The following is a 26,206-nucleotide window of genomic DNA, read 5'->3' on the forward strand; positions in this document are numbered from 1 at the left end:
AGAGAAGTAATTATTTAATAATAGCAGGAAATTTTTTTTAAAATTTTTGATGATATTTTATTAAATTGCCAATAGGCTTGTTAATAACTTGGGTAATTTTAATTTTATTTTTGAAGGCAACCTCTTCTAAAATATCTTTAAAATAAAATGCGATAGAACCGATAAAATACACCGGAGTATCTATGTTTTTACGATAGGCTAAAACATGATATTTAAAAAATTGCTGAAATCCTTTTTTCACTAATTTTTGAATATATGGCGTTTCTTTATAAGAAAACATAAATTTAGCAAAAGTTGCTAAATATCTATTTGGACTTTGGTTTTGATATAAATTTTGTTTTATAAAATCAGGATCTAAATTAAATTTTTTTTCAAAATTATGTGCTATTTCAGCAGGCATTTTTTTATAGAAAAAATCTCTAAGTAATTTTTTACCAAAATAATTTCCACTTGCTTCATCCATAACTAAATAGCCCAAAGATGCTGAAATATAAGTGATATTTTCACCGTCAAAATAACAACTATTTGCGCCTGTTCCTAAAATACAAACAATGGCTTTTTTATTTTTTGCAGTAGCATATACCGCTCCTAAAATATCTTCTTGAACAGAAACATTTGTTGTTGCCGAAAAAAAATCAATTAAAACTTCGGTTAAAATATTTTTAGGGGTATTAGTACCACAGCCAGCGCCATAAAAATAAATTTTTTTAATAGCTTTTTGATATTTTTTTAAATCGGCACAGTTTTCAAGAATTGTTAATAACTTTTTTTTAGATAAAATATTGGGGTTTAAACCCAGTGTTTGCACTCTAAAAACTTCTTTTTTGCTACTATTTAAAGCAACCCAATCTACCTTTGTAGAGCCACCATCTGCAATTAATATCATGTTGTTTTTAATTTTTTAATAAAAATAACTAATCTTTTTTAGCTGCTTTTAACATTTTTTCATCCTCTTTTTGGGAAGCTGGTTTTTTGGTCATTTTATAAATTAAATAACCAAAACCAACCAAAAAATGTAGTATAATAATACTGGCTATTATATAAATAAAAGTGTTTGAATTATCTCTCATAGTGTAAAATTTAATGTGAAATATTAGTAATTACACTGTAAATTTACATAAAATACTACGTTAAAAAAACACAAATAGTTACATCAATTTAGATTGCTTATAATAAGGTTTGGGTTTCAATTACTGCTCCCGATTCCATATCATTTAAAAGAATATTTCCAATACGAACCCTAATTAAACGCAATGTTGGAAAGCCAACTGCGGCGGTCATTTTACGAACTTGCCTAAATTTCCCTTCACAAATTACAATACTAACCCAGCTTGTAGGACCATGACGATCATCTCTTATTTTTTGAGATCTATTAGGAAAATTAGGTGTTTTTAAGGTAGAAGCTTTCCCTGGAAGTGTGGTATATTTTTGACCATCAACCCCAATTTCTACGCCTTTTTGTAGTTTTTCGAGTGCTGCTGGTGTTATGATTCCATCTACCTGTACGTAATATTCTTTTTCGACTTTTTTACTGCGAACCTCGGCGCTTACTTTGCCATCGGTAGTTAAAAATAAAAGTCCTTCGGATGCAAAATCTAAACGACCAATTGCCATTGTTTTTTCAGGAAAATCAAACAATTCGCCTAGCATTTTTTTCTTTCTTTTGGTTTCGTTGGTAATAAATTGAGAAAGATAACCATAAGGTTTATGAATAATAAAATAACGATGTATCATAAGGTATTTATAGGGTGCTAATTGTTACTGAAAAGAAATCGTTACCGCTACTTATTCTGCTGTTTTTTATCGAATTTTCAGCAGCTTCTGCTAACGGATATTGTGTAATAGGTTCTATGCAGACCATATTTTTAACAGGAGTCCATAACATAAAATTATCAAAATTTTTGCTGCTAATTTTTATACTACTCCCCTCTTTTTTTATCAAATTAATTTCGTTTGTATTTAAAACTTTATAAGCTGCCGAACCTACATTTAAAATTTCCGATACGCTAATTTCTTTATTTTTTGTTTTTATAATTTCATCAGCAAAACCAGACAGTTTAAAACTCGGATGATAGCCAAACATATAAGGCATTTTTTTATCACTAATAATTTCAAAAGCTATTTTTATAGCTGATTTTTCAAGCGAAATAATTTTTCTAAAGATAAAATCATAGGTCCAAAATAAATGTTCTTGTGTCGATTTTTCAGGAAATTTAGAATTTTTTATCAGCGTGTTTTTTTTATATTTTTTTTCAAAAACTGCCGAAGTTTTATCGCTAGAAATAAGCTTGTAATTAAGTTCTCTTAATAAACCGTGTTGGTCTTGTTTGGCAATTCCATTAGGCGTATCAACAGAAAAATCATTTAATTTTGTAGGACCAATAATCGGAAACATTTCAATATCCGAAGCATTCCAACCAGGTGAATTTTTAGAATGTATTAGTTCTTCATTATTAATGATAAAACTAATTAGCTCACCTTTATATATAGTTGCTAAACTATGGCTGTTTTTTAAAAGAATACTCGCGCTCATTTTTATTGAAAATTAAAAAAACAATATTACAAAATGTAGCATGAAAAAGATGCCAAAAAAGCTGCTAAGATAAAAGTAGTTTTTCATAACTTAGCCACACTTATTGTACATATTTTAATAAGAAAAGAACTAAAAATAGCATTAAAAACAACAAGATTTATGGCAGCAGATAAAGAAAAAGAAGCGAAATTAAAAGCCCTTCAACTTACCTTAGACAAGTTAGATAAAACTTACGGAAAAGGTGCAGTGATGAAATTAGGGGATACTAAGGTTGAAGATATGGAAGTGATTTCATCAGGATCTTTAGGGTTGGATTTAGCTTTAGGTGTTGGAGGATATCCTCGTGGAAGAGTTATTGAAATTTATGGACCAGAATCATCAGGAAAAACAACCTTAACATTGCACGCTATTGCAGAAGCTCAAAAAGCTGGTGGTATTGCCGCTTTTATTGATGCAGAACATGCTTTTGACCGCTTTTATGCTGAAAATTTAGGTGTTGATACTGATAATTTAATTATTTCTCAACCAGATCATGGGGAGCAAGCCTTAGAAATTACCGAAAATTTAATCCGTTCAGGAGCTGTTGATATTGTAGTGGTTGATTCTGTTGCAGCATTAACACCAAAATCGGAAATTGAAGGTGAAATGGGAGATTCTAAAATGGGATTACATGCCCGTTTAATGTCTCAAGCGTTGCGTAAATTAACTGGTACAATTAGTAAAACAAAATGTACCGTTATTTTTATCAACCAATTACGTGAAAAAATTGGGGTAATGTTCGGTAATCCTGAAACAACAACAGGAGGTAATGCATTAAAATTTTATGCATCTGTACGTTTAGATATCCGTCGTAGAACACAAATTAAAGATGGCGATAAAGTTATCGGAAACAGTACGAAAGTTAAAATTGTAAAAAATAAAGTAGCGCCACCATTCCAAATTGCAGAATTTGATATTATGTATGGTAAAGGAATTTCAAAAGTTGGTGAAATTTTAGATATCGGTGTAGAATATGGTATCATTAAAAAAAGTGGTTCATGGTTTAGCTACGGCGAAACAAAGCTAGGACAGGGTAGAGATGCTGTAAAAGGTTTAATTAAAGACAATCCTGAATTGGCAGAAGAGTTAGAAACTAAAATAAAAGCGGCGATTGAAAATCAAGAGTAAATTTGATATTTTAAATAGCTAAAAAAACCTGTTGTAATATTTTTGCAACAGGTTTTTGTTTTTTTAGAAGCAATTTCCCGCTTTCTGCACTCGCTTTTTTTTGAAGAGAAAATCAAAAAAAGAGCTCAAACAAATGCTTCAATCGGGGCTAAAAATTTAGATACCAATTAAACACCAGTACTACCAAAACCATTTTCGCCACGTTCGGTTTCATTTAAAACTGTTACTTCTTGCCAAACTACACGCTCGTGTTTTGCAATAATTAATTGCGCAATACGTTCACCATCATTTACAGTAAAATCTTGGTTAGATAAATTCACTAAAATAACGCCAATTTCACCACGATAATCAGCATCAATAGTACCTGGAGCATTTAAAACAGTAACCCCTTTTTTAGCTGCCAACCCACTTCTTGGGCGTACTTGCGCTTCAAAACCAATAGGCAATGCGATAAATAATCCTGTTTTTATAATGGCTCTTTCCAAGGGTTTTAAAACCACGGGCTCATTTAAATTTGCACGTAAATCCATCCCTGCAGCACCTTGGCTTTCGTAAGTTGGTGTTTGATGTTTCGACTTATTTATTAGTTGTATATTCATATTTTTTTATAAAAAGTTTTCAAAATTCAAATATAATACTCATAACTTTTACTAGAAGGGTATAGATTTATTAATTTAGCCCATTAATCAAACCATACTATGAATAAGCAAACTAAAATAGCGGTTTTAGGCGGCGGAAGTTGGGCTACAGCCATTGTAAAAATGTTATCTGAAAACCTAGAAACTATCGGTTGGTATATGCGAAGTGCCTATGCTATCGAGCATATAAAAAGAAACAAACACAACCCTAGTTATTTAAGCTCCGCAGAATTTAATACCGAACAGTTAGATTTGTCTGACGATATGAACTATATCGCTGAAAATTATGACGTTTTAATTTTTGCAATTCCTTCGGCGTTTTTAAAAACAGCATTAGACAAATTATCAACTTCGCTAGAAGATAAAATAGTTTTTTCCGCTATTAAAGGTATTGTGCCAGAAACAGGCTTAATTGTAGGGGAACATTTTCATAAAAACTTTAATATTCCCTACCAAAATATAGGAGTTCTTACAGGTCCTTGCCATGCAGAAGAAGTTGCTATGGAGCGTTTATCATACTTAACAATTGCGTGTCAAGATCGAAAAAAGGCAGAACATTTAAGTCAATTTATTGGCAGCCGTTATATTAAAATAAAAATTTCTGATGATATTATCGGTACAGAATACGCCGCAATGTTAAAAAATATTTATGCGATAGCAGCAGGTATTGCACATGGTTTAGGCTATGGAGATAATTTTCAGGCAGTATTAATGAGTAATGGTATTCGTGAAATGAAACGCTTTATTGAAAAAGTAGATCAAATGAATCGCAATATTAACGATTCGGCTTATTTAGGTGATTTATTAGTTACAGGATACTCCGTTTTTAGTAGAAATAGAATGTTTGGTAATATGATTGGTAAAGGCTACACGGTAAAATCGGCACAAATGGAAATGAGCATGGTTGCCGAAGGATATTACGCTACAAAAAGTGCCTACGAAATCAATCAAAAAATTGATGCCAATGCCCCTATTATAAAAGCGGTATATAATGTGTTATACGGAAAAAAAGAAGCGAAAGATGAATTTTTGAAGTTAACAAATAGATTAGATTAGTTGTTTGCATTTAATAAAATAATCTCTCTTAATAAAAAGAATAAAATTCATCAATCACCGCTGTTTTTGTTATTTGATAAAAAAAAAATTAATATATAACAAGAAACAAACATAACTTAAAAATCTGATTTACACCTATTTTGTATTAAAAATAAACAATTTAAATGTTTTAGAAAAATTCTACTATTGGTTGTATTTTAAGTATTTTTGTTTAAAATTAAACAAAAATGAAAACAATTCAAGAAGCTGTTGAAATTACTATAAGAAAAACACCTTTTATAGAAGAAGCTTTAAATGAAAAATTGATAAACGTATCTTCTTTAGCAAGGGTTGTGTTGCCAGAGGTGTCTAAATTGCTTAAAAAAGATGTAAAAGTAGGCGCTGTTATGATGGCAATTAATAGATTGTCACCAGCAAATGAATTAAGAGTACGTAAAAACATCAAAAAATTAGCCCTTAATTTAGGCGATGTAATTGTTCGGTCAGATTTGTGTGATTTCACCTTTAAAAACACGTCTTCTTTATTAAGAGAAATCGCTAAAATATTAAGTAAATCGGCCGATAGTAATGATTATTTTTTAACAGTTTCGCAAGGTATTTTTGAAACGAATATTGTTACAAGTAAAAATTTACGAACCTATGTTGAAGAAATTTTTAAACGAGAAACCTTAATAAACAACGTAAACGATTTAGCGTCTATAACCATTAAATTACCAAAAGATAATTTAGAGCAATCAGGTATTTATTATTTTATTTTAAAGCAATTTGCTTGGGCAAATATTGCCGTACAAGAAATAATTTCAACCACACATGAAATGACCATTGTAGTAAAAGAAGAAGATGTTAACGAAACTTTTGCTATTTTGATGGATTTAAAACTAAATTAATAGCCAAGTACAAAAACATCAAAAAATGTCAATAAATCAGCAAAAAAACGATCCTTACGCTTCGTTAAGAATTAAAGAATTTAACCTATTTCTTTTAGTGCGTTTTGCATTAGTTTTTGGCTGGTCTATGCAATTTATAATCATAGAGTGGCAGGTTTATAGCATTACTAAAAACCCATTATCATTAGGTATTATAGGTTTAATGGAAGTAATTCCAGCAGTATCGATGGCATTATTTGCAGGGCATATTGTTGATCAGAAAGAAAAACGGAATTTACTAGCACTTTGTATCGGTATTTTTTCATTGATAAGTTTGGGCTTATTTTTTTTAACACTTCCTAGTTTTGTAGCGGGGTGGCAACAAAACACCATTTTATATGCCATTTACGGCTTGGTTTTTTTCGGAGGACTTTTACGTTCTTTTTTCGGTCCTACAATCTTTTCGTTAATCGGTTTAATTGTGCCTAAAAAATTATATCCAAACGCCGCCACTTGGAGCAGTTCTACATGGCAAATGGCATCGGTTTTAGGGCCTGCTTTTGCTGGGTTTACTATTTCATGGATAGGCGTTCATTGGTCACTTTGTATTGTTTTTAGCTTGGTGTTATTTTCATTTCTGATGGTCTTTTTTATCCCTAAAAAACCTATTTTAAACCCTAAAATAGGCGAACCAATCTTAAAAAGTTTACAAGAAGGAATTCATTTTGTCTTTAAAACAAAAGCCATTTTAGGAGCCATCACTTTAGATATGATTTCGGTATTATTTGGCGGCGCGGTGGCATTACTACCTATTTATGCACAAGATATTTTAAAAGTAGGACCAGAAGGTTTTGGGGCATTGCGAGCCGCACCAGCAATTGGCGCTTTTTTAACCATGTTGGTCACCGCTTATATTCCGATAAGTAAAAATGCAGGGCTAAAACTATTAGCCGCAATTTTTGGTTTTGGAACCTGTATTATAGTTTTCGGGCTGTCTTCTATTTTTTGGATATCAATTGTAGCATTATTTTTCAGTGGCGTTACCGATGGAGTTTCCATGGTTATCCGTCAAACCATTTTACAGTTAAAAACACCCGACCATATGCGTGGTCGAGTTGCTTCGGTTAATTCTATTTTTGTAGGCTCATCCAACGAATTAGGCGCTTTTGAAAGTGGCGTAACCGCAAAATTAATGGGTACAGTAACCGCCGTTGTTTTTGGTGGAACCATGACATTAATTACGGTAATTACCACAGGAATTTTAAATCCTACATTGCGTAAATTAGACCTGACTAAAGATTTAGAGGCACATCAAAAAATAGAATAATAATATTATTATTTAGGTAAAACTTAAAGTCATTTTTATGTTCGATTCTAACTCTTTTCGATGCTTTTCTACGGATGAAATATCCCAATTAAAATACGTTGTAAATTCATTTAAAACAGCTTCTTTGTAGGTGTTTACACTGGGTTTATCAAAAAATAAACGTCCTGTTCTACGCATAAAAAAATCAGTAGGTGTACAGGTCATTTCATATTGAATAGTAAACCAAATTTCAGCTTTTAATAAGCGAAGTATGGTGTTTTTTTCATCAATTTTATTAAATTTTTCTAAAATAACATTTGTTTGTTTCCCGTAATTATGTACTAAATAAGTAGCTTCTTTTTTAGTGAAATTATGTTCTTTTAAAATGCTATAAACTTCTTTTGTATAAGTTTCTACAGCTTTGTAATTTTTAAAATTTCCGCCTGTTAATAAAATTTTTTCTGTTTTTATAGCATCAAATTTTAGGTCAAAACGTCGAATCATTTTTTTGGCGATTAAATTAACAACACGTTCCGCCATTTTGCGATATCCTGTTAATTTACCACCAGCGATAGAAATTAATTTGGTATCAGAAACAAAAATTTCATCTTTCCTAGAAAGTTCAGATGCAGCTTTTCCTTGTTCATGAATTAGCGGACGCAAACCAGCCCACGATGATTGAATATCAGCAATGCTTAAGTGAATATCTGTAAACATATTATTTACTGCTTCAATTAGATAGGTTACATCAGTAATATCTATTGATAGTGTATCTTTATTTTGCTGAAAATTAGTATCTGTAGTCCCAAAATAGGTTATTTTTCCACGAGGAATGGCAAACATCATACGTCCATCAGGAACATCAAAATAAACGGATTGTTTTATCGGAAATTTTTCGTGAGCTACTACCAAATGTACACCTTTGGTTAAATGTAATCTTTTACCTGTTTTTGAATGATTAAGTTGACGTAATTCATCGACCCACGGCCCTGCGGCATTTACTACATATTTTGCCTTTATATTATAGCTTTGATTATTAAAAACATCGGTAACTGTTGCACCAACTACCCTATTTTTCTCGTAAATAAAGGCATTTGCCTTGGTATAATTAAGTATTTCAGCTCCGTATGTAGTTGCTGTTTTTAATATTTCGATGGTTAAACGGGCATCATCTGTACGATATTCCGCATAATAACCAGCGCCTTTTAAAATATTTTTGGGTAATAATGGTTCTATTTTAAGCGCTTCTTTTTTATCAAGCATTTTACGTTTGTCATCTCCTTCTACGGCAGCCAATACATCGTAAATTTTTAAGCCGATAGCGGTAAGCCAAGCACCATAAGTACCTCCTTGAATTAAGGGTAAAATCATTTTTTCGGGAACCACTAAATGTGGGGCTATTTTATGTACAATAGCACGTTCAGAACCAACTTCTTTGACTAGCCAAAAATCGAATTGTTTTAAATAGCGCAAACCACCGTGTATTAATTTGGTTGATTTACTTGAAGTACCTGAAGCAAAATCATTTTTTTCAACCAGTGCAACTTTCATTCCTCTAGATGCTGCATCTAAAGCAATTCCAGCACCGGTAATACCGCCACCAATAATTAAAATATCAAATGTTGTTTCTTGTAATTGTTCTTGAATATTTTTTCGATTGAAAAAAGAAAATTTAGTCATAGCTACCTTTTATTACAAAAGTACATATAAAAATAGATACTATAAGTTAAAAGTAATCACCTGTTAATTAGTAAGTTATTTGGAGCTATTTCCCGCTTTCCGCACTCGCTCTTTTTTGAAAAAAATCAAAAAAGGAGCTCAAACAATTGCTTCAATCGGGGCTAAAAATTAAAAAATATCGTTTTTATAATACCATTAAGTTACAACCTCGAATATCAGAATTATCAAACCGTCCAATAATTTCAAAGCTAGTATCTGTGTGTACTTTTCCTAAATCTTGTGTCGCAATAAAAGAGCAAGAATTATAGTTTGCTAAATCAATAATATTAACGCCACCATTTTTTTGATTGGGTAAAATAGTCAAAGCATCTTCGGTATCTCTAATTAAAACACGCATCCAAGGAGGGCAGTTAAAAATACCATTTCCTTTCGAATATCCTTGGCTTAATAATTCGGTCATACCATACTCTGAATGAATATGTTGTACGCCAAATCCACTACTTAAAACTTGATGTAATTCGGTACGAATAAGTTCTTTTCTTCGTCCTTTCATACCGCCAGTTTCCATAATAATGGTGTTTTTCAGGGTAAATTGCTGTTTTTCTATTAGGTCTAACAAGGCAAAAGAAACGCCAATAAGCAGTGTTTTTTGTCCTTTTTTATCTAATTCGATGAGTTTTTTTGCCAATTCATCTAAATTATTTAGGTAAAAACCACTTTCAGGCTGTGCCGATTTTTCAATTAAATCAGCAACCATATATACTAACGAAGAACCTTTTCGCTCTAAATAATTAGGTAATAAAGCTAAAACCACATAGTCTTTTATATCTCCATAAAAATAATCAAAACCTTTTAAATAACTTGTTTCATACCACGATAAATCGGTTACTAAGTGCTTGCTGGTAATACTACCGGTAGTACCAGAACTGCTAAAAGTTTCTTTAATTTTATCTGAAGAAGAAAGTATTTTTTTTGTTTTAAAAAATTCAATAGGTAAAAAAGGAATCTCTTCAATTTCAGAAATACTAGAAGGGTGAATATATAGTAAATCACAAAAAGATCGGTAAACCTTATTATTTTTAAATTGATGATTAAAAACCGCCAAAGCAGCTTGCTTAAAATCGAATGCTGATTGTATATTAAAAACTTGTTGTTTCATAAAGTTTTACAAAAATAGTAGTTATAACAGTAGTATTATATAATTGGACTGTTTTTTTTGTAAAACACTAAATTAAAGAGTTATTAAGTTTAAAAAAGAACAGATTAGACTGCTTTTTTAGAAAACATTGTTAACATATTATCAAATTTAGGTTCAAAAAGAAAATCAAAAATAACTTCAGATATCTTTTTACCTTCTTCTACTTCTACTTTAACCTCTGCTGCTATGCTTGCCGCTTCTACTGTTTCAGTAGTAGTTGCTACAACATTGATTTCCGTATTAATTTGGTCGTTTATCAATTCAATACCTAGTATTTTTTGATATTCTTGCTGTCCTAATTTTAAAATAGACGCAACTCTTGCGTCTATTTTAAGATTAGATAAATCTAATGGCTTATATGGCATCGTTTAATTCTGCTTTATATTTGTTAAGTAATGTTTTTGTAATGGCAATATTTGCTTTAGCAGAATCAATTGCTAAATAAATAAAATAACCTCCAGTAGGGGCAATGTTTATAATATGAATCTGATCGGTTAAAGTAATAGTGATATCTTTAATATCTTCCTTTATACCTAAAACACTGATTGCTTTTAGTTTAGCGTTTACTACTTCTAAGTTGTACGCCGAAGCCAAGTCAACGTCAAAATCAGCTTTAGCTGAATCTGAAACTAAAGTTTCTCCAGATTCTATTTCGGTTACACTTAACGCTATATATCCTGGGATATTTTCACTTACGTTTTTTACTAAATCATTTAAAATGTTTGTCATCGCTACTTTTTTTAGATGTTATTTATTATTTATCATTGTCTTTTTTTAAAGAAAGACTAATTAAACTTCTATTCATTACCCCGTCTGATAAGACACATAGTACATGGTCATCGTCACATTTTTTTATATAAAAATTTTGATCAGTAGTTTTTATAATTATTTCAGTTAACGGTGTCGTTTCTAGAACATCAGTAAAAAAATTATCAATTATATTGATAACAACTTTAGTTACCGCCGAAAAATCTTCAGGGTTTTCATAAGTAATTTTACTGTGTGCTTCTACAATTTTTCCTTCTTTATCAAATAGAAGGATTGCTTTAGATTTTGTACTGTGGTACAACTCTTTTAAATTCATAAAAAAATTTTATATTAGATCTAAAAAAATACTGTGAAGGGTGTAATTTGTTGTGAAAAGTAGATTATATTGCTACAATATGTATTAAATGTTTTTTCATTTATTACTATTAAAGTATGTTTTTTTGAAAAAAAAGGTAATATAGAATCAATATAAGTAAGTAATCTATCAATTTATAATAGTTTATTTGAGTATTCCTTACCTAAAAATATAGCAAAAAACACACTATTTAATTGATTAAATAGTGTTTACGATATTTAATTATTCTAATTTTAAGAAATACTCAAATAGTTGCTATGTATTTTTAAAGATGTTTAAAATTAAACAAAACTAACACTTTTTGTTTAATTTACAATGTGTAAAATTATTCGTATTTTCGTGGTTCAATTTAAACCTTAAATTTAAAACAAAATGGCAGATTTCGGAATCAAAGAAGCTTTAGCGCAATTAGGCGTAAAAGATATTAATGATGGAACTTCTACAGGTTCTGTAAATTTCTCTAATGGAGAAATTATTGAAAGTTATTCACCTGTTGATGGTAAATTAATAGGAAAAGTAAAAGCGACGACCAAAGAAGATTACGAAAAAGTAATGGAAACGGCTACAACTGCATATAAATCTTTCAGAAATATGCCAGCGCCACAAAGAGGTGAAATTGTACGTCAATTTGGTAATAAATTAAGAGATTTAAAAGAGCCATTAGGGAAATTAGTTTCTTACGAAATGGGAAAATCTCTACAAGAAGGATATGGTGAGGTTCAAGAAATGATTGATATCTGTGATTTTGCCGTAGGGTTATCACGTCAGTTAAACGGACAAACAATTCCTTCGGAACGTCCAGGACACGTAATGAGAGAGCAATGGCATCCAATTGGAGTTGTTGGAATTATTTCGGCATTTAATTTTCCTGTGGCTGTTTGGGCTTGGAATACTGCTTTAGCGTGGATTTGTGGTGATGTTTGTGTTTGGAAAGGTTCTGAAAAAGCGCCTTTATGTTCAATCGCTTGTCAGAATATTATTGCTGATGTTTTAAAAGAAAACAACTTACCAGAAGGGATTTCTTCTATTATCAATGGTGATTATAAGGTGGGTGAAATGATGACTACTGATACTCGTATTCCTTTAGTTTCTGCTACAGGATCTACCAGAATGGGACGTATTGTTGGTGCAACTGTTGCACAACGTTTTGGAAAATCATTATTAGAATTAGGAGGAAACAACGCAATTATTATCACGCCAACTGCCGATTTAAAAGTAGTTGTTCCTGGTGCTGTATTTGGTGCTGTTGGAACTTGTGGACAACGTTGTACATCTACTCGTAGGTTAATTATTCATGAGTCTGTTTATGATAAAGTAAGAGATGCTATTGTTGGTGCTTACGGGCAATTAACCATTGGAAATCCTTTAGATGAAACAAATCATATTGGGCCGTTAATTGACAAAGATTCGGTAAATACGTATTTAGCTGCTATTGAAAAAGCAAAAGCTGAAGGTGGAAACGTATTAGTTGAAGGTGGTGTTTTAGAAGGTGAAGGTTACGAAAGCGGATGCTACGTAAAACCAGCCATTATTGAAGCTGAAAATCATTTTGAAATAGTGCAACATGAAACTTTTGCACCTATTTTATATTTAATGAAATATTCTGGTGACGTTGAAAATGCTATTGAAAAGCAAAACGGTGTTGCGCAAGGATTATCATCAGCAATTATGACTAACGAATTAAAAGAAGCTGAAAAGTTTTTATCATACGCTGGTTCTGATTGTGGTATTGCAAATGTAAACATCGGAACTTCTGGTGCTGAAATTGGTGGTGCTTTTGGTGGTGAAAAAGAAACTGGAGGAGGACGTGAGTCTGGTTCTGATGCTTGGAAAGTATATATGAGACGTCAAACAAATACGATAAATTATTCTGATGAATTGCCTTTAGCGCAAGGAATTAAATTTGATTTATAGGTCTTATTAGAATACAAAACTTAACCTAAAGTTAACAAAAAAGCCTTCTAATGTTTCTTAATTGTTATTAAAAGGCTGTTTTAGTGTTAAATTAGTGTTAAATAAATGTTAAAAACATGAAAGTTACATCGAAAGGTGTGACTTTTTTTGTTTTTTTGCATCATATAGTTGTAAGTTATATTTTGAACCAATTTATAAATAGATTAAAATCAGGTAATTATACTTACGCTATAAGTATGACTTTAAATACTTATTTACCATATCAAGATAAAGCATCAATTCTTCTGCAGTAGCTTCAGGTAAATTTGAAAACTAAAACTGATTGATTAAAAAAAATTAGTTGCTTAATTTAATATTTTTCATAAGTATCTAATAAAAATTCTTGCTATTTGAAAAGAATCAATTTTAATCTTTTTTAGTAAAACAAGACTCCATTATAATCCTTTTTTGAAACGCTTTTTTATCAGAAGATAAAAGCTTCAAAAAATATCAATACGAACCCTTAAAAAATAATAATATGATTTTATCAATAATATTTTGGCTTATTCTAGCAGTAATAATAATAATGAGTGTTTACAGTCTTTTTAAATATCAATTACCGATGTTTTTTGGGTATTTAAATAAAAAAGTAGCCTCAAATAGCCAGCACACACCACAAAACGAAAATTTAGTAAGTGCTCAAAATATATTTTCTAAAAGAGTTAAAGAAAACGATTTGAAAATTGTGGCAGGAATTAATCCAAAAATTGAAGGGTTATTTCATGCTTTTGGAATTAAGACTTGGGAAGATTTAGCAGGAACTTCTGTTGAAAAATGTCAAGAAATTTTAAAAAGTGTTGGAAATAAATATAAAATTCAAAAACCTAAAACTTGGCCACAACAAGCAAAATTAGCAAATCAAGGTAAATGGAAAGAATTGCAAGAATGTCAAGGTAACTTAATTAGTGAAAAATAATATTTTAAGTATGAAAATAATTGATTTATCAAAACCGATTCAATATAACAAGGAAGACCCTTGGTTTATGAAAGTTAAAGTAAAACATAAATCACATAAAAAATCAAAACTATTAATTAGATTATTAGGCTTGCCTTTTAAATTATTTCCTAAAAATTTTACAGGTTGGGCAGATGATACAATTCAAAAAATGGGAGTACATTCAACTACTCATATTGATGCTCCTTGGCATTATTCACCAACTGTAAATGGCGAAAAGGCAAAAACAATTGATGAAGTTCCATTAGAATGGTGTTTTGGAGAAGGAATTGTTATCGATATGAAACATAAAGCTGATTTTGACCCTATTACTGTGGCAGATATTCAGCAGTTTTTAAAGGTAAATTCATTAGAAATTAAACCTAAAATGATTGTACTAATAAAAACAGGACGTGATATATTTAATGGAACAAAAGATTTTCATGAAAAAGGAACAGGTGTTAGTGCACAAGCTACAGAATGGCTTATCGATAAAGGAATAAAAGTAATGGGAATAGATGCTTGGGGCTGGGATTTACCATTACCTTATATGATTAAAAAAGCAAAAGAAACGAATAACTCAGAATTATTTTGGGAAGCTCATTTAGTAGGGCAAAACAAAGAATACTGCCATATGGAACAATTAGTAAATTTAGATGCTTTACCTTTTTCAGGATTTAAAATAGCTGTTTTTCCACTGAAAATTGTAGGTGCTTCAGGTGCTCCAGCAAGAGTTGTAGCAATGTTAGATTAATTTATTATAAAACCGCACTATTGCTAGTGCGGTGTATTTAGTTGGCTACTACTCCAACTAAAAATCAACTAACCAAACATCATTCTAATTCTGTTTATCAACAATTTTACGTTGTATTTTAGTGCGTTTTCTACTGTTGTTTCTTACAGAATTCTTTGCTGTATTTACCGTGTTTTTAGTGCTACTTCTTAAATGCTGTATAAATCCTTTGCCTAAAAAAGTATAGGTAGTTTTCGAACTTATATGATATAATGAAATTGTTTGATCGTTAATAATCTTTAATTCAAATTTTTCAACCGAATCAATAGCATTCGTATTATAATTAAGCGTTAAAAGTAGCAGATCATTATAGCCTTTAATTGTCGCTATTTCATAAGCTCCAACATAATCCCATTTAATAAAATCAATATTTGTACCAAGAAAATCGTGCGATGAATAAAATGTTACATCATTTTCAGGCGTAAATTGTAAGAAATTTTCGGTATCAAAAGGATTTTCATATCCGCCATTTTCATCAATTTTTTCCCAAGCAACATATTCTTGTAAAAGATATTCTATATTTTCATAAAATAATTTATCATAATCAAAATTATCTCTTTGATAACCAGTTAAAAAATAGCTTATATTTTGATGTAAATCATCAATTCTAATTTCATTTTCAGACAATTGAATTACCTCAAAATCATGCTGATTATCAAGCGTATGATTGGTTTGTAAAACACTGCCGTTTGCCTGATAATTACCAACCAAAACCCCCAAACCATTGCCTGTTTTACCAATATCAACAATATTATTATTGGCATACATATTTCCATTTAAAAATGAAACTGTAAACGCTTTTGATAAAAAAGGAATTTCGTTAGTACCTGTTGTACTATTATAATCGACATACCATAAATCATAACTAGAAACATATTGACTTAGTGAAAAAGGCGTATTTTCAGTATAATCAATATGGTCAATTACCTCGTTTTGAACCACACAAGAAGATATCATTACACTTGTTGTAATGTATAAAAAAAGTAGTTTTAAAGGTTTCATAGACGGTAATTTAATCGTTATATGGTACTAACTTTCAAATTACGTGCCAAAATTAAAAATCGATAATTAGTTTATTATGTTTGCTGATCGTTTACTGTTTTTTTGAAGCAATTTCCCGCTTTCCGCACTCGCTCTTTTTTGAAAAAAAATCAAAAAAGGAGCTCAAACAAAGCTTCAATCGGGGCTAGGCATTTTTACACAAAACCACATCGGTTATGCTAAACTTATTTCAGTATCACATCCTGATTTGCCTTAATTTTTCAGTATAAAAACCAATTATTGAATAAGAATAGTATTTGTTTTTATCATATTTTCAATTTTATAGGTCAGTATTTTATCGCCTATTTTATAAGTAACAACCGCTTGATTATCTTTTAAATTAAACGGAAATTTTTCTGTAATTTTAGGGAGTGAATTACCATATTCTTTTTCCGAATCGGCGTTTAAAATAAGTTCATTAACTACAGGAATAATACGGTTTTTATACCGAGCAACAATAATCTTTTTCCCATTTTCATGTTCAATAAGAGCGTTAATAATAGTGTTTTGAAAATATACTTTTTGAAAATCAATCGGTTTATCTGACGTAAAAATAATATTTAAACAAGCCGATTTATTTGTTGATAAATGATTAAAATCATCGGTATATAGTGCTTTTTTTATCTTAAAAGGAGGCGTATCAGTTTGCTTAATATTGGCACACTGAGTAAAAATAATTGCGAATATTAAGAATCCAAATAATTTCATAATAGTACTTTTTAGAGTTTAATTTTATACATTACAACTAATATACCAAGGTACAAAAATATAATAGTATAAGATGTTGAATTACAGTTATTGGGAGTTAAAAGAATGGTTTACCAATGTTGATTTTACCATTGTAGGTAGCGGAATTGTAGGATTAAATTGCGCATTGGCATTAAAAGAAAAACATCCGAAGGCTAAAATAATTATTTTAGAAAAAGGAATATTACCACAAGGAGCAAGTACTAAAAATGCTGGTTTTGCCTGTTTTGGAAGCATATCAGAATTAATAGACGACTTAAAAACACATACCGAACAAGAAGTGTATAACCTAGTCGAAAAACGCTGGCAAGGTTTGCAATTATTACGAAAAAATTTAGGAGATAAAAATATTAGGTATCAACAAAATAAAGGCTACGAATTATTTGAAGATACCGAGTTTTATGAAACCTGTTTATCAGAAAAAGACAGCCTTAATACCTTATTAAAACCGTTATTTAAAGCGCCTGTTTTTTCAGTTGATACCAATAAATTTAAGTTCCAAAACATTCATGAAAATTATATAACCAATCAGTTTGAAGGGCAAATTGATACAGGTAAAATGGCCGTGAAATTGCTTGAATTAGTACAAAAATCGGGCATAAAAATAGTCAATAGTATTTTGGTAGAAAGTTATTGTGAAAACAATGAAAATGTTTTGATTAAAACAAATCAGATAGAATTTTCAACCAAAAAATTATGTATTGCCACCAATGGGTTTGCAAATAAATTGCTGAACGAAAATGTAAAACCCGCCAGAGCGCAAGTATTAATAACAAAACCGATTAAAAACCTAGCTATAAAAGGAACATTTCATTTAGAAAAAGGCTATTATTATTTTAGAAATATTGACGATAGAATTTTATTAGGCGGCGGACGAAACCTCGATTTTAAAACCGAAGAAACCACAGTTTTTGGGCAAACAACGCTTGTTCAAAATAAATTAGAAGAAATTTTAAAAACCACTATTTTACCAAACATTAATTTTGAAATAGCCCATCGATGGAGTGGAATAATGGGTGTTGGAAATCAGAAAAAAGCCATTGTAAAACAGTTATCAAACAATGTGTTTTGTGGCGTTCGTTTAGGAGGAATGGGCGTAGCAATTGGTAGTTTGGTCGGTAAAGAATTAGCCGATTTAGCGCAATAAAATAGTATTCAAAGCAGTAAAATAATAGATGAATCAGAAAAAAATAAAAGAAGAATTATACAATCAATGTGTAATTTTTGTAGAAAAACGCTTAAAAACAATCGAAGAAATAATTTCATCGAACCAAAAAGCCTTGCAATCAGAAACCAAAAGTTCGGCAGGCGACAAGCACGAAACAGGGCGGGCAATGTTGCAATTAGAAATGGAAAAAGCAGGGCAACAACTTCATGGAATTGTAAAAATGAAAGAAACACTTTCTAAAATAAATATTGAAAATACGGCTACTATCGGCTGTTTAGGAAGTGTTGTTAAAACAACCAAAAATTCGTTTTATTTGAGTATTAGTTCAGGGCAATTAATGGTTGATAATCAGCCTTATTTTGCCGTTTCTGTGTCTTCGCCAATTGGTCGTATTTTATTAGGAAAAAAACAAGGTGATGGTTTTGTTTTTAATAATATTCAACAAAAAGTAATATCAGTTTTTTAGTTTTTTTATCGTATTTAAGTAACTAATATTTAATAAAAACCTACTTGAAAAACCTTGTGAGTAGGTTTGTGAGTTTGGTGTTTATTTTAGGTTTTCTGAGTGTAGTTTTTATAGGTTATTTACCCTATTTATTTCTGTATCAATTCCGTTGAAATAGTTTACATAATCCGTTAAGTCAGTATCTATCCATTCCAATAATTCATAAATCTCATTTTTTATATTTGTTGCTTCTGTAAAGTTAATAATATTTCCATTAAAACAAATGGGTTCGTTGTGATAAACACGATTTCTAAATTCTCTAATATTATTGAGTTTCTGATTCAGAATATTTCGGTTTACGTAATTTGGTTTATTTGGAAAACAATGAATAACGGTTCCTCCAATTAATTTATAATGATGTGTGTCAAATAAACTTGTCCAAAATCCAAAAGATTGTTCTGCTATAACTTTTCCAGATGTTACAGTTCCTTTTTTTCTGCGAATAATTTTTTCAGCTTTGATAATTGAATTTTTCAAAAAGAATTTAGAACCTAATGAAGAATCATTCATAAATCCTTTTTTTTCTGTAATTATCCAATTAGGATTTTCAAAATGTAACGACATTTGATGATTTACAATGTTTCTAAAGAATATTTCAAATAAGTTTAGCACAGGATAGAAGGCTTGTGCTGTTTTTAAATTAATTCTATATAGTTTTTGAGCTTTAGATTTTGAATTGCCAGTAGCTATTAAAAATCGGTCTAATCGAGGTTGCGATAAATATTTTTCTAATTTTGGATATTCCAATATTGCCTGTTTTTATTTGTTTATTACAAATATATTCACTTACTTTGTAAAGTAATGCTTAATAAAGCCTCTTTCTTTATAGAAACGTAATTAAGTGGAAGACATATAGAACCTCTCAATTTATTTTGAGAGGTTTTTTATTTTGTATTAGTTTCTAAAACATACAGTCTATTTCAAGCATCTAATTTAGCAAAAAAAAACTACTTAAAAAATCCTATGAGGGGTTTTGGGAGTAGGATTTTTGTTTATTCCGCTAGTATATTATTCAAAGTATTCAAATTTACGTTCTAAAATATCATTAGGAATTTCATTTTTAAATGTGATTTGTTTAGTCCAATTTCCTTTTTTATCAAAGTTATCATATTTATAAATATATTTCGAACTTAAACTACCATCTGAATTGTAATGACTTTCTTCAATTTGATTTCCCTTATTATCATATTTATAAAGAAACTTCACCCTTAAATTACTATCTGAATTGTAAGAACTCTTTTCAATTTTATTTCCGTTATTATCATATTTAGAAATATACTTAAAATCTAAACTACCATCTGAATTGTATTTACTTTCTTCAATGTGATTTCCCTTATTATCATATTTACAAATCCACTTCCAATTGAAACTACCATCTGAATTGTAAACACTCTTTTCAATTTTATTTCCCTTATTATCATATTTAGAAATATACTTATCTCTTAAACTACCATCTGAATTGTAATGACTTTCTTCAATTTGATTTCCCTTATTATCATATTTATAAAGAAACTTCGAACTTAAACTACCATCTGAATTGTAAACACTCTTTTCAATTTTATTTCCCTTATTATCATATTTATAAAGAAACTTCGAACTTAAACTACCATCTGAATTGTAATGACTTTCTTCAATTTTATTTCCCTTATTATCATATTTATAAATAGACTTCCACTTTAAACTACCATCTGAATTGTAAAAACTCGTTTCAATTTGATTTTCCTTATTATCATATTTATAAATATACTTCGATGTTAAACTACCATTTTTATTTAAAAAAAAACTCTCTTCAATTTTATTTCCCTTATTATTATATTTAGAAATATACTTATCTCTTAAACTACCATCTGAATTGTAATGACTTTCTTCAATTTTATTTCCTTTATTATCATATTTAACTTGGATCCCATTTCCAAAATAAATGTCTTTTTTTAGTTCTCCTTTTTCAATTTTCCCAAAACGCTCTATAGCTTTATAAGAAAATTCAGTATAAGATTTAACTTTGCCTTTTAAATTTTCTTTTGTTAAATCGGTTTCTTTTTTTTGACTGTTACAGCTAAATGCTGTTAATATCACAATTATTAATAAGGATAATTTCTTCATGTATTTTACAATTAATTTTTATTATTTTTTTCTGTTTTTATCCAAAATTATTATTGAAGAATAAAGAACTTTAAAGTTGAAGTATTCTTTTTTATTTCAGCAATAAATGTAATTATTTAGAAGAAACCATCAAAATATTTATCATCAATAAAAAGAATCAAAAACCTTAAAAACCAACCTTATACATCAAGCTTCAAACAAACTATTTCATCAATTTCAAGTTTTGAAGGATGCTTTAAAAAGACAAATCTACTGTTGTAAATTACTTTTATCAGCCAATGAGAACCTTTAAAATACACTTCTTTTACCACGGCTTTACGTGCCGAATTTGCTACAATTTCTATTTGATGTGGATATAATAAAACGGTTTTTTCTGCTTGTTTTTGATCGATAACAATTTCGTTAACAGTATCGAATAAAGAGGCAACGTATTTTATTTTTGGGTTTTTATATAAGTGTTCAGGTGTATCGTTAGCAATTATTTGACCATTTTTAAGAATAATAACATGATCGGCAAACGATAAAGCGTCTGTTCCTTGATGGGTGGCTGTAATACAGGTAATTTTATTTTTTTTCAGATAATTAAATAGGTTTCTACGCAGTGAGTTTTTTTTGAAATTATCAATCTGACTAAAAGGCTCGTCTAGTAGTAGTAATTTTGGCTGTTTTGCTAAGGCTTTTGCGATTGCAACACGTTGTTTTTGCCCGCCGCTTAGGTTTTCTACTTTTGTATTGGTGAAATCGGTCATTTCAATAATATTCAAGAGCTCGTTGGTTCTTCTTTGAGCTTCTTCGGGATCAAAACGTGATAGGAATTTTTTAATGTTTTCACTAACGCTTGTAAAAGATATTAAATCGAAATCTTGGGCTACGTATTTGAAAAAATCTACGCCAGGAACTAAATAATATTCAGGTCCTAGAATTTGAAAATCGTCATAAAAAATTGTTCCGCTTTTTAAATCTAATAATCCGTAAAGGGCTTTTAATAAAGTTGATTTTCCGCAACCACTTGCGCCCATTATAGATAAATGTTCTCCTTTTTGAAGGGAGAAATTTATGTTTTTTAGTGTTGTTTTTTCTTTAGAATATCCGAAGGTAATATTGTTTACTTGTAGCATAGGTACAAAAATATAATTTCTATTTTAAAATAGTGTTACTGTTGTGTTTATCTTTCTTTTTTTTACTAAAATGCGCGCGTTAGCGATTGAAGCAATTGTTTGAGCTCTTTTTTTGATTTTTCTTCAAAAAAAAGCGAGTGCGGAAAGCGCGACCCTTGTGGTAACGCCCAAATTATAGGTGTTATTTTAAAAATTAGGGGCATAAAAAAAACCGATACTTTCGCATCGGTTTTTATAAAAATTATTTATAGGTTACTTTTTTACTTGATTTTTTACTTGATAAGGCAATTTTTCAAATCCCATATTATATAAGGTAAATCCGAAAATGTCGGCATATTGTTCGATGGTTTTAGCTACGGGAGTTCCAGCGCCATGACCCGCATTTGTTTCAATACGAATTAATACAGGATTTTCGCCTTGTTGCTTGTCTTGTAATTCAGCCGCAAACTTAAAACTGTGGGCAGGAACTACACGGTCATCATGATCGCCAGTTGTTACCATAGTTGCAGGATACGCCACTTTTTGAACGTTGTGTACAGGAGAATATCCGTTTAAATAATCGAACATTTTTTTGTTATCGGCAGCTGTTCCGTAATCGTAAGCCCAACCTGCACCCGCAGTAAACGTGTGATAACGTAACATATCTAAAACGCCAACGGCAGGCAAAGCGACTTTCATTAAATCGGGACGCTGTGTCATTGTTGCACCAACTAATAATCCACCGTTTGAGCCTCCACGGATTGCTAAATAATCCGAAGAAGTATAATTTTCTTTGATTAAATATTCGGCAGCTGCAATAAAATCGTCAAACACATTTTGTTTTTTTAATTGTGTTCCTGCGTCGTGCCATTTTTTACCATATTCACCACCACCACGTAAATTAGGAACGGCATATACGCCGCCTTGTTCCATCCAAACGGCATTTGCAATGCTAAATGAAGGGGTTAAACTGACATTAAATCCGCCGTAACCATATAAAATAGTTGGGTTTTTTCCGTTTAATTCTAAGCCTTTTTTATAGGTAATTATCATCGGAACTTTTGTTCCATCTTTTGATGTATAAAAAACTTGTTTACTTTCATACCCATCAGAATTGAAAGAAATTTCAGGTTTCCAAGATAAAATATAGGTTCCATCTTCAGGATTAAATTTATAAGATGAACTTGGTGTATTGTAGTTTGTAAATGAAAAATAGATTTCTTTGGCTTTTGTTTTTCCGCCAAAACCACCAGCAGAACCAACGCCTGGAAGTGTTACTTCACGGATTAATTTTCCATCAAAATCGTATTGTAAAACTTTAGAAACTGCATCGACCATATATTCTGTAAAAAAATATCCTGCTCCTGTTGATGGCGATAATACGTTTTTAGTTTCGGCAATAAAATCTTTCCAATTTTCTGGCGTTGGATTTTTAGCATTTACCGTTACTATTTTTTTATTTGGCGCATTTAAGTTGGTTACTAAATATAATTTGTCACCACGGCTGTCAATTACATACGTATCGCTATCGTAAGTATCGGTAACGCTAACTAACTTACTGTTTGGAGTTGTTAAATCTTTTAAAAATAATTTATTTCCTGATGTTGAGGTTGCCGCAGAAATAAGTAAATACTTGTTATCCTGGGTTAAAGAACCGCCAACATACCTGTTTTTTTCTTCGGATGTTGCTCCAAAAATAACTTTGTCGGTTTTTTGTGGCGTATTTAAAGCGTGATAATATAATTTATGCTGATCTGTTTTTGCTGATAATTCGCTTCCTTGTGGCTTATCGTAGCTAGAATAATAAAAACCTTCGTTGCCTTTCCAAGCAATTCCTGAAAATTTTACATCGATTAAAGTATCGCCAATTACTTCTTTAGTTTTGGTGTTTAAAACAATAATTTTTCGCCAATCGCTTCCGCCTTCAGAAATTGAATAGGCAACAATACTTCCATCTTTAGTAAAACTTACCGAGCCTAATGAGGTTGTTCCATCCTTAGAAAAAGTATTTGGATTTAAGAAGACTTCTTCTTTTCCTTGGGCATCTTTTCTGTATAAAACGGATTGATTTTGTAAACCGTTATTTTTATAAAAATAGGTATAGTCACCTTCTTTAAATGGTGTTCCTAATTTTTCGTAATTCCATAATTCTGATAACCTATTTTTTAGTTGCTCACGATATGGAATTTTACTTAAATAATTAAAAGTAACGTCATTTTCTGCTTTTACCCAATTTTCGGTTTCAGTACTTTTATCATCTTCTAACCAACGATAATTATCGGTTACTTTTGTTCCGAAATAATCATCTACAATTGGTTTTTTAGCGGTTTTAGGATAGTTCAATGTGGTGTTTTTTTGAGTATTTTTTTCAGATTGATTTTCTTTTTTACAAGACACTAAAACAGTACTCGCACAAAGAATTGAAAAAAGGATTTTTTTCATAATAATGAGGTTTTTTAATAATTTCAAAGTTAGCTGAAAAAAGAACGAAAATATTCTTTTTAAGATGTTTTTAACACTAAATGACGGTCGTTGTTCTCTTTGAAAAATAAAATAACTATCTTTATACTTGAATTTTTGAAGCACAGAAGTAGTAATATAATAACAGTTATCATGACAGAAAATTTAACAAAAGAAACTTTTTTTAAAAAAGTGTTTAATTTTGAAGAAAATAAAGAGTGGAATTTTGAAGGTGATAAACCAGCATTAATTGATTTTTATGCCGATTGGTGTGGTCCTTGTAAATCGTTGGCGCCAATTTTAGAAGAATTGAGTGAACAATATGAAGGAAAAATAGATATTTATAAAATTAATACTGAAGAAGAACCAGAATTAGCGGCTGCTTTTGATGTTCGTAGTATTCCTTCAATGTTATTTTGTCCTATAGGTGAAGCGCCTCAAAGAGCTAATGGTGCATTGCCCAAAAAACAGCTTGAAGAAATTATAAAAGATGTTTTAAAAGTAGCTAAATAAACTTAAACCTGTTTTTTATAAAAATTAAAAAGTACTGTTTTTACAGTGCTTTTTTTTGAAAATAAAATGAAAATAGTGAACTGCATGATAATCACTACTCAAGCTATTTTTAAGTAATTAATATATTGATCTTCAGTAATTTGTGGTTTTGGTAGGAAAGCTGTAATTTTACTTTATATTTCAATTTGTTGAAAACTTCAAGGGATTTGTGAATAAGTAAAGCTTTCTAATTTTAGTAAAATTATAGATATTTGTAACCCCCAATACCGCAACAACAACAACCTAAATTAGCACACAAAACAATGACAGTAATTGAACCAATTTTACAAGAAAATAAAGATAGATTTGTGATTTTTCCAATTCAACATGATGATTTATGGGACTGGTATAAAAAACAACAAGCATCAATTTGGACTGCTGAAGAAATAGATTTATCGGTAGATGTTATTGATTGGGAAACCAAATTAACAGAAGATGAGCGTTATTTTATTAAACATATTTTAGCTTTTTTTGCAGCTTCTGACGGAATTGTAAATGAAAACTTAGCTGAAAATTTTGTAAATGAAGTACAGTATTCTGAAGCAAAATTTTTCTATGGTTTTCAAATAATGATGGAAAATGTGCATTCAGAAACCTATTCATTATTAATTGATACTTATGTAAAAAATGAAGTAGAAAAAGATCAATTATTCAAGGCGATAGAAGTTTTCCCGGCAATTAAAAAGAAAGCAGATTGGGCATTAAAATGGATTGAGTCTGATTCATTCGCAGAGCGATTAATTGCTTTTGCAGCAGTAGAAGGAATTTTCTTTTCAGGATCGTTTTGTTCTATTTTCTGGTTAAAAAAACGTGGTTTATTACCAGGATTGGCTTTTTCTAATGAATTAATTTCAAGAGATGAAGGAATGCACTGTGATTTTGCCGTTCATTTACATAATCATCATATTGTAAATAAAGTGCCTAAATCACGTATTCGTGAAATTATTTTAGATGCTTTAACTATTGAAAGAGAGTTTATTACAGAGTCATTACCCGTAAGTTTAATTGGTATGAATGCCAAATTAATGACACAATATTTAGAATACGTAACAGACCGATTATTATTAGAGTTTGGCTGCGATAAAGAATACAGTTCTACAAATCCATTTGATTTCATGGAAATGATTTCATTAGAAGGAAAAACAAATTTCTTTGAAAAAAGAGTTTCTGAATATCAAAAAGCAGGTGTTTCTGGTGGAGGTACAGGAGATATTAGTTTTGATGCTGAATTTTAAATAAAAAAACAGCCATCTTATTTTAAGTATATTATAGGAAAAATCACTCGT

General features: G+C 30.2%; 27 protein-coding genes. 11 read left to right on the forward strand and 16 right to left on the reverse strand.

Going from position 1 to position 26,206, the window contains the following annotated elements:
- Positions 1-37 precede the first annotated feature (37 nt).
- The 4 genes from DPIF8902391_RS02615 to DPIF8902391_RS02630 form a co-directional block, all read right to left on the reverse strand.
- Positions 38-886: an N-acetylglucosamine kinase gene (locus DPIF8902391_RS02615; protein WP_172504973.1), complete on the reverse strand. Its 849-nt coding sequence runs from the start codon at positions 884-886 to the stop codon at positions 38-40.
- 28 nt (positions 887-914) lie between these two features.
- Entirely contained in the window at positions 915-1,070 is a 156-nt protein-coding gene (locus DPIF8902391_RS02620; RefSeq protein ID WP_172504974.1) for a hypothetical protein, read from the reverse strand.
- Between the two features lie 97 nt (positions 1,071-1,167).
- Positions 1,168-1,734 (reverse strand): pseudouridine synthase, encoded by a 567-nt coding sequence (locus tag DPIF8902391_RS02625; protein WP_172504975.1) that lies wholly within the window; start codon positions 1,732-1,734, stop codon positions 1,168-1,170.
- Positions 1,735-1,741: 7 nt separating this feature from the next.
- Complete coding sequence (locus tag DPIF8902391_RS02630; RefSeq protein WP_058886191.1) at positions 1,742-2,533, reverse strand: aldose epimerase family protein; 792 nt, start codon at positions 2,531-2,533, stop codon at positions 1,742-1,744.
- A 159-nt stretch (positions 2,534-2,692) separates the two neighbouring features.
- Here DPIF8902391_RS02630 and recA point away from each other — a divergent pair, with 159 nt between their 5' ends.
- Positions 2,693-3,700 (forward strand): recombinase RecA, encoded by a 1,008-nt coding sequence (recA, locus tag DPIF8902391_RS02635; RefSeq protein ID WP_058886190.1) that lies wholly within the window; start codon positions 2,693-2,695, stop codon positions 3,698-3,700.
- 167 nt (positions 3,701-3,867) lie between these two features.
- Here recA and dut read toward each other — a convergent pair whose 3' ends face one another.
- Positions 3,868-4,299: a dUTP diphosphatase gene (dut, locus tag DPIF8902391_RS02640; protein ID WP_058886189.1), complete on the reverse strand. Its 432-nt coding sequence runs from the start codon at positions 4,297-4,299 to the stop codon at positions 3,868-3,870.
- Positions 4,300-4,398: 99 nt separating this feature from the next.
- On the opposite strand from dut, the gene DPIF8902391_RS02645 reads away from it, so the two are divergent.
- The 3 genes from DPIF8902391_RS02645 to DPIF8902391_RS02655 all read left to right on the forward strand — a co-directional run bounded on the left by DPIF8902391_RS02645 (position 4,399) and on the right by DPIF8902391_RS02655 (position 7,587).
- Positions 4,399-5,394 (forward strand): NAD(P)H-dependent glycerol-3-phosphate dehydrogenase, encoded by a 996-nt coding sequence (locus DPIF8902391_RS02645; RefSeq protein ID WP_058886188.1) that lies wholly within the window; start codon positions 4,399-4,401, stop codon positions 5,392-5,394.
- A gap of 227 nt (positions 5,395-5,621) precedes the next feature.
- A complete protein-coding gene (locus DPIF8902391_RS02650; protein WP_058886187.1) occupies positions 5,622-6,281 on the forward strand; it encodes a hypothetical protein in 660 nt (219 codons plus the stop codon).
- 25 nt (positions 6,282-6,306) lie between these two features.
- On the forward strand, positions 6,307-7,587 hold the full coding sequence (locus DPIF8902391_RS02655) for an MFS transporter (RefSeq protein ID WP_058886186.1): 1,281 nt from the start codon (positions 6,307-6,309) through the stop codon (positions 7,585-7,587).
- 12 nt (positions 7,588-7,599) lie between these two features.
- Here the strand turns inward: DPIF8902391_RS02655 and DPIF8902391_RS02660 are convergent, their stop codons facing one another.
- From DPIF8902391_RS02660 to DPIF8902391_RS02680, 5 genes are all read right to left on the reverse strand, one after another.
- Positions 7,600-9,246, reverse strand: a complete 1,647-nt coding sequence (locus DPIF8902391_RS02660) for a glycerol-3-phosphate dehydrogenase/oxidase (RefSeq protein WP_172504976.1) — start codon at positions 9,244-9,246, stop codon at positions 7,600-7,602.
- A 184-nt stretch (positions 9,247-9,430) separates the two neighbouring features.
- Positions 9,431-10,405: a LuxE/PaaK family acyltransferase gene (locus DPIF8902391_RS02665; protein ID WP_058886184.1), complete on the reverse strand. Its 975-nt coding sequence runs from the start codon at positions 10,403-10,405 to the stop codon at positions 9,431-9,433.
- A 104-nt stretch (positions 10,406-10,509) separates the two neighbouring features.
- Entirely contained in the window at positions 10,510-10,809 is a 300-nt protein-coding gene (locus tag DPIF8902391_RS02670; protein ID WP_058886183.1) for a hypothetical protein, read from the reverse strand.
- Complete coding sequence (locus DPIF8902391_RS02675; RefSeq protein WP_058886182.1) at positions 10,799-11,173, reverse strand: hypothetical protein; 375 nt, start codon at positions 11,171-11,173, stop codon at positions 10,799-10,801. Before DPIF8902391_RS02675 ends, DPIF8902391_RS02670 begins: the two co-directional genes overlap by 11 nt.
- Positions 11,174-11,198: 25 nt before the next feature.
- Positions 11,199-11,528, reverse strand: a complete 330-nt coding sequence (locus DPIF8902391_RS02680) for a roadblock/LC7 domain-containing protein (RefSeq protein ID WP_058886181.1) — start codon at positions 11,526-11,528, stop codon at positions 11,199-11,201.
- 411 nt (positions 11,529-11,939) lie between these two features.
- Between DPIF8902391_RS02680 and amaB the strand changes: the two genes are divergently transcribed.
- The 3 genes from amaB to DPIF8902391_RS02695 all read left to right on the forward strand — a co-directional run bounded on the left by amaB (position 11,940) and on the right by DPIF8902391_RS02695 (position 15,208).
- Complete coding sequence (gene amaB, locus DPIF8902391_RS02685; protein ID WP_058886180.1) at positions 11,940-13,481, forward strand: L-piperidine-6-carboxylate dehydrogenase; 1,542 nt, start codon at positions 11,940-11,942, stop codon at positions 13,479-13,481.
- Positions 13,482-13,998: 517 nt separating this feature from the next.
- On the forward strand, positions 13,999-14,436 hold the full coding sequence (locus tag DPIF8902391_RS02690) for a hypothetical protein (RefSeq protein ID WP_144430083.1): 438 nt from the start codon (positions 13,999-14,001) through the stop codon (positions 14,434-14,436).
- A gap of 10 nt (positions 14,437-14,446) precedes the next feature.
- Positions 14,447-15,208: a cyclase family protein gene (locus DPIF8902391_RS02695; RefSeq protein ID WP_058886331.1), complete on the forward strand. Its 762-nt coding sequence runs from the start codon at positions 14,447-14,449 to the stop codon at positions 15,206-15,208.
- Between the two features lie 84 nt (positions 15,209-15,292).
- Here the strand turns inward: DPIF8902391_RS02695 and DPIF8902391_RS02700 are convergent, their stop codons facing one another.
- Positions 15,293-16,249: a hypothetical protein gene (locus tag DPIF8902391_RS02700; RefSeq protein WP_172504977.1), complete on the reverse strand. Its 957-nt coding sequence runs from the start codon at positions 16,247-16,249 to the stop codon at positions 15,293-15,295.
- Between the two features lie 276 nt (positions 16,250-16,525).
- Positions 16,526-16,996, reverse strand: coding sequence for a hypothetical protein (locus DPIF8902391_RS02705; protein WP_172504978.1), 471 nt, complete (start codon positions 16,994-16,996; stop codon positions 16,526-16,528).
- 76 nt (positions 16,997-17,072) lie between these two features.
- Here DPIF8902391_RS02705 and DPIF8902391_RS02710 point away from each other — a divergent pair, with 76 nt between their 5' ends.
- Both DPIF8902391_RS02710 and DPIF8902391_RS02715 read left to right on the forward strand, forming a co-directional pair.
- Complete coding sequence (locus DPIF8902391_RS02710; RefSeq protein WP_172505074.1) at positions 17,073-18,182, forward strand: NAD(P)/FAD-dependent oxidoreductase; 1,110 nt, start codon at positions 17,073-17,075, stop codon at positions 18,180-18,182.
- A gap of 28 nt (positions 18,183-18,210) precedes the next feature.
- A complete protein-coding gene (locus DPIF8902391_RS02715) occupies positions 18,211-18,669 on the forward strand; it encodes a 3-oxoacyl-ACP synthase (protein ID WP_172504979.1) in 459 nt (152 codons plus the stop codon).
- 108 nt (positions 18,670-18,777) lie between these two features.
- On the opposite strand, the gene DPIF8902391_RS02720 is transcribed toward DPIF8902391_RS02715, so the two are convergent.
- The 4 genes from DPIF8902391_RS02720 to DPIF8902391_RS02735 form a co-directional block, all read right to left on the reverse strand.
- The gene (locus DPIF8902391_RS02720; protein WP_172504980.1) at positions 18,778-19,455 is read right to left on the reverse strand and encodes an Abi family protein; all 678 of its coding nucleotides are present in this window, start codon (positions 19,453-19,455) and stop codon (positions 18,778-18,780) included.
- A 261-nt stretch (positions 19,456-19,716) separates the two neighbouring features.
- Positions 19,717-20,811 carry a hypothetical protein gene (locus DPIF8902391_RS02725; protein ID WP_172504981.1) on the reverse strand — a complete coding sequence of 365 codons (1,095 nt, stop codon included), beginning with the start codon at positions 20,809-20,811 and terminating at the stop codon, positions 19,717-19,719.
- Positions 20,812-20,990: 179 nt separating this feature from the next.
- On the reverse strand, positions 20,991-21,929 hold the full coding sequence (locus tag DPIF8902391_RS02730) for an ABC transporter ATP-binding protein (protein ID WP_172504982.1): 939 nt from the start codon (positions 21,927-21,929) through the stop codon (positions 20,991-20,993).
- A gap of 252 nt (positions 21,930-22,181) precedes the next feature.
- The gene (locus DPIF8902391_RS02735; RefSeq protein WP_172504983.1) at positions 22,182-24,350 is read right to left on the reverse strand and encodes a prolyl oligopeptidase family serine peptidase; all 2,169 of its coding nucleotides are present in this window, start codon (positions 24,348-24,350) and stop codon (positions 22,182-22,184) included.
- Positions 24,351-24,521: 171 nt separating this feature from the next.
- Here DPIF8902391_RS02735 and trxA point away from each other — a divergent pair, with 171 nt between their 5' ends.
- The gene (gene trxA, locus DPIF8902391_RS02740) at positions 24,522-24,881 is read left to right on the forward strand and encodes a thioredoxin (RefSeq protein ID WP_058886172.1); all 360 of its coding nucleotides are present in this window, start codon (positions 24,522-24,524) and stop codon (positions 24,879-24,881) included.
- Between the two features lie 302 nt (positions 24,882-25,183).
- Positions 25,184-26,155 carry a ribonucleotide-diphosphate reductase subunit beta gene (locus tag DPIF8902391_RS02745; protein WP_058886171.1) on the forward strand — a complete coding sequence of 324 codons (972 nt, stop codon included), beginning with the start codon at positions 25,184-25,186 and terminating at the stop codon, positions 26,153-26,155.
- The last annotated feature ends 51 nt before the right edge of the window (positions 26,156-26,206 follow it).

The organism is Tenacibaculum finnmarkense genomovar ulcerans (genome assembly GCF_900239495.1).
GTDB lineage: Bacteria > Bacteroidota > Bacteroidia > Flavobacteriales > Flavobacteriaceae > Polaribacter > Polaribacter ulcerans.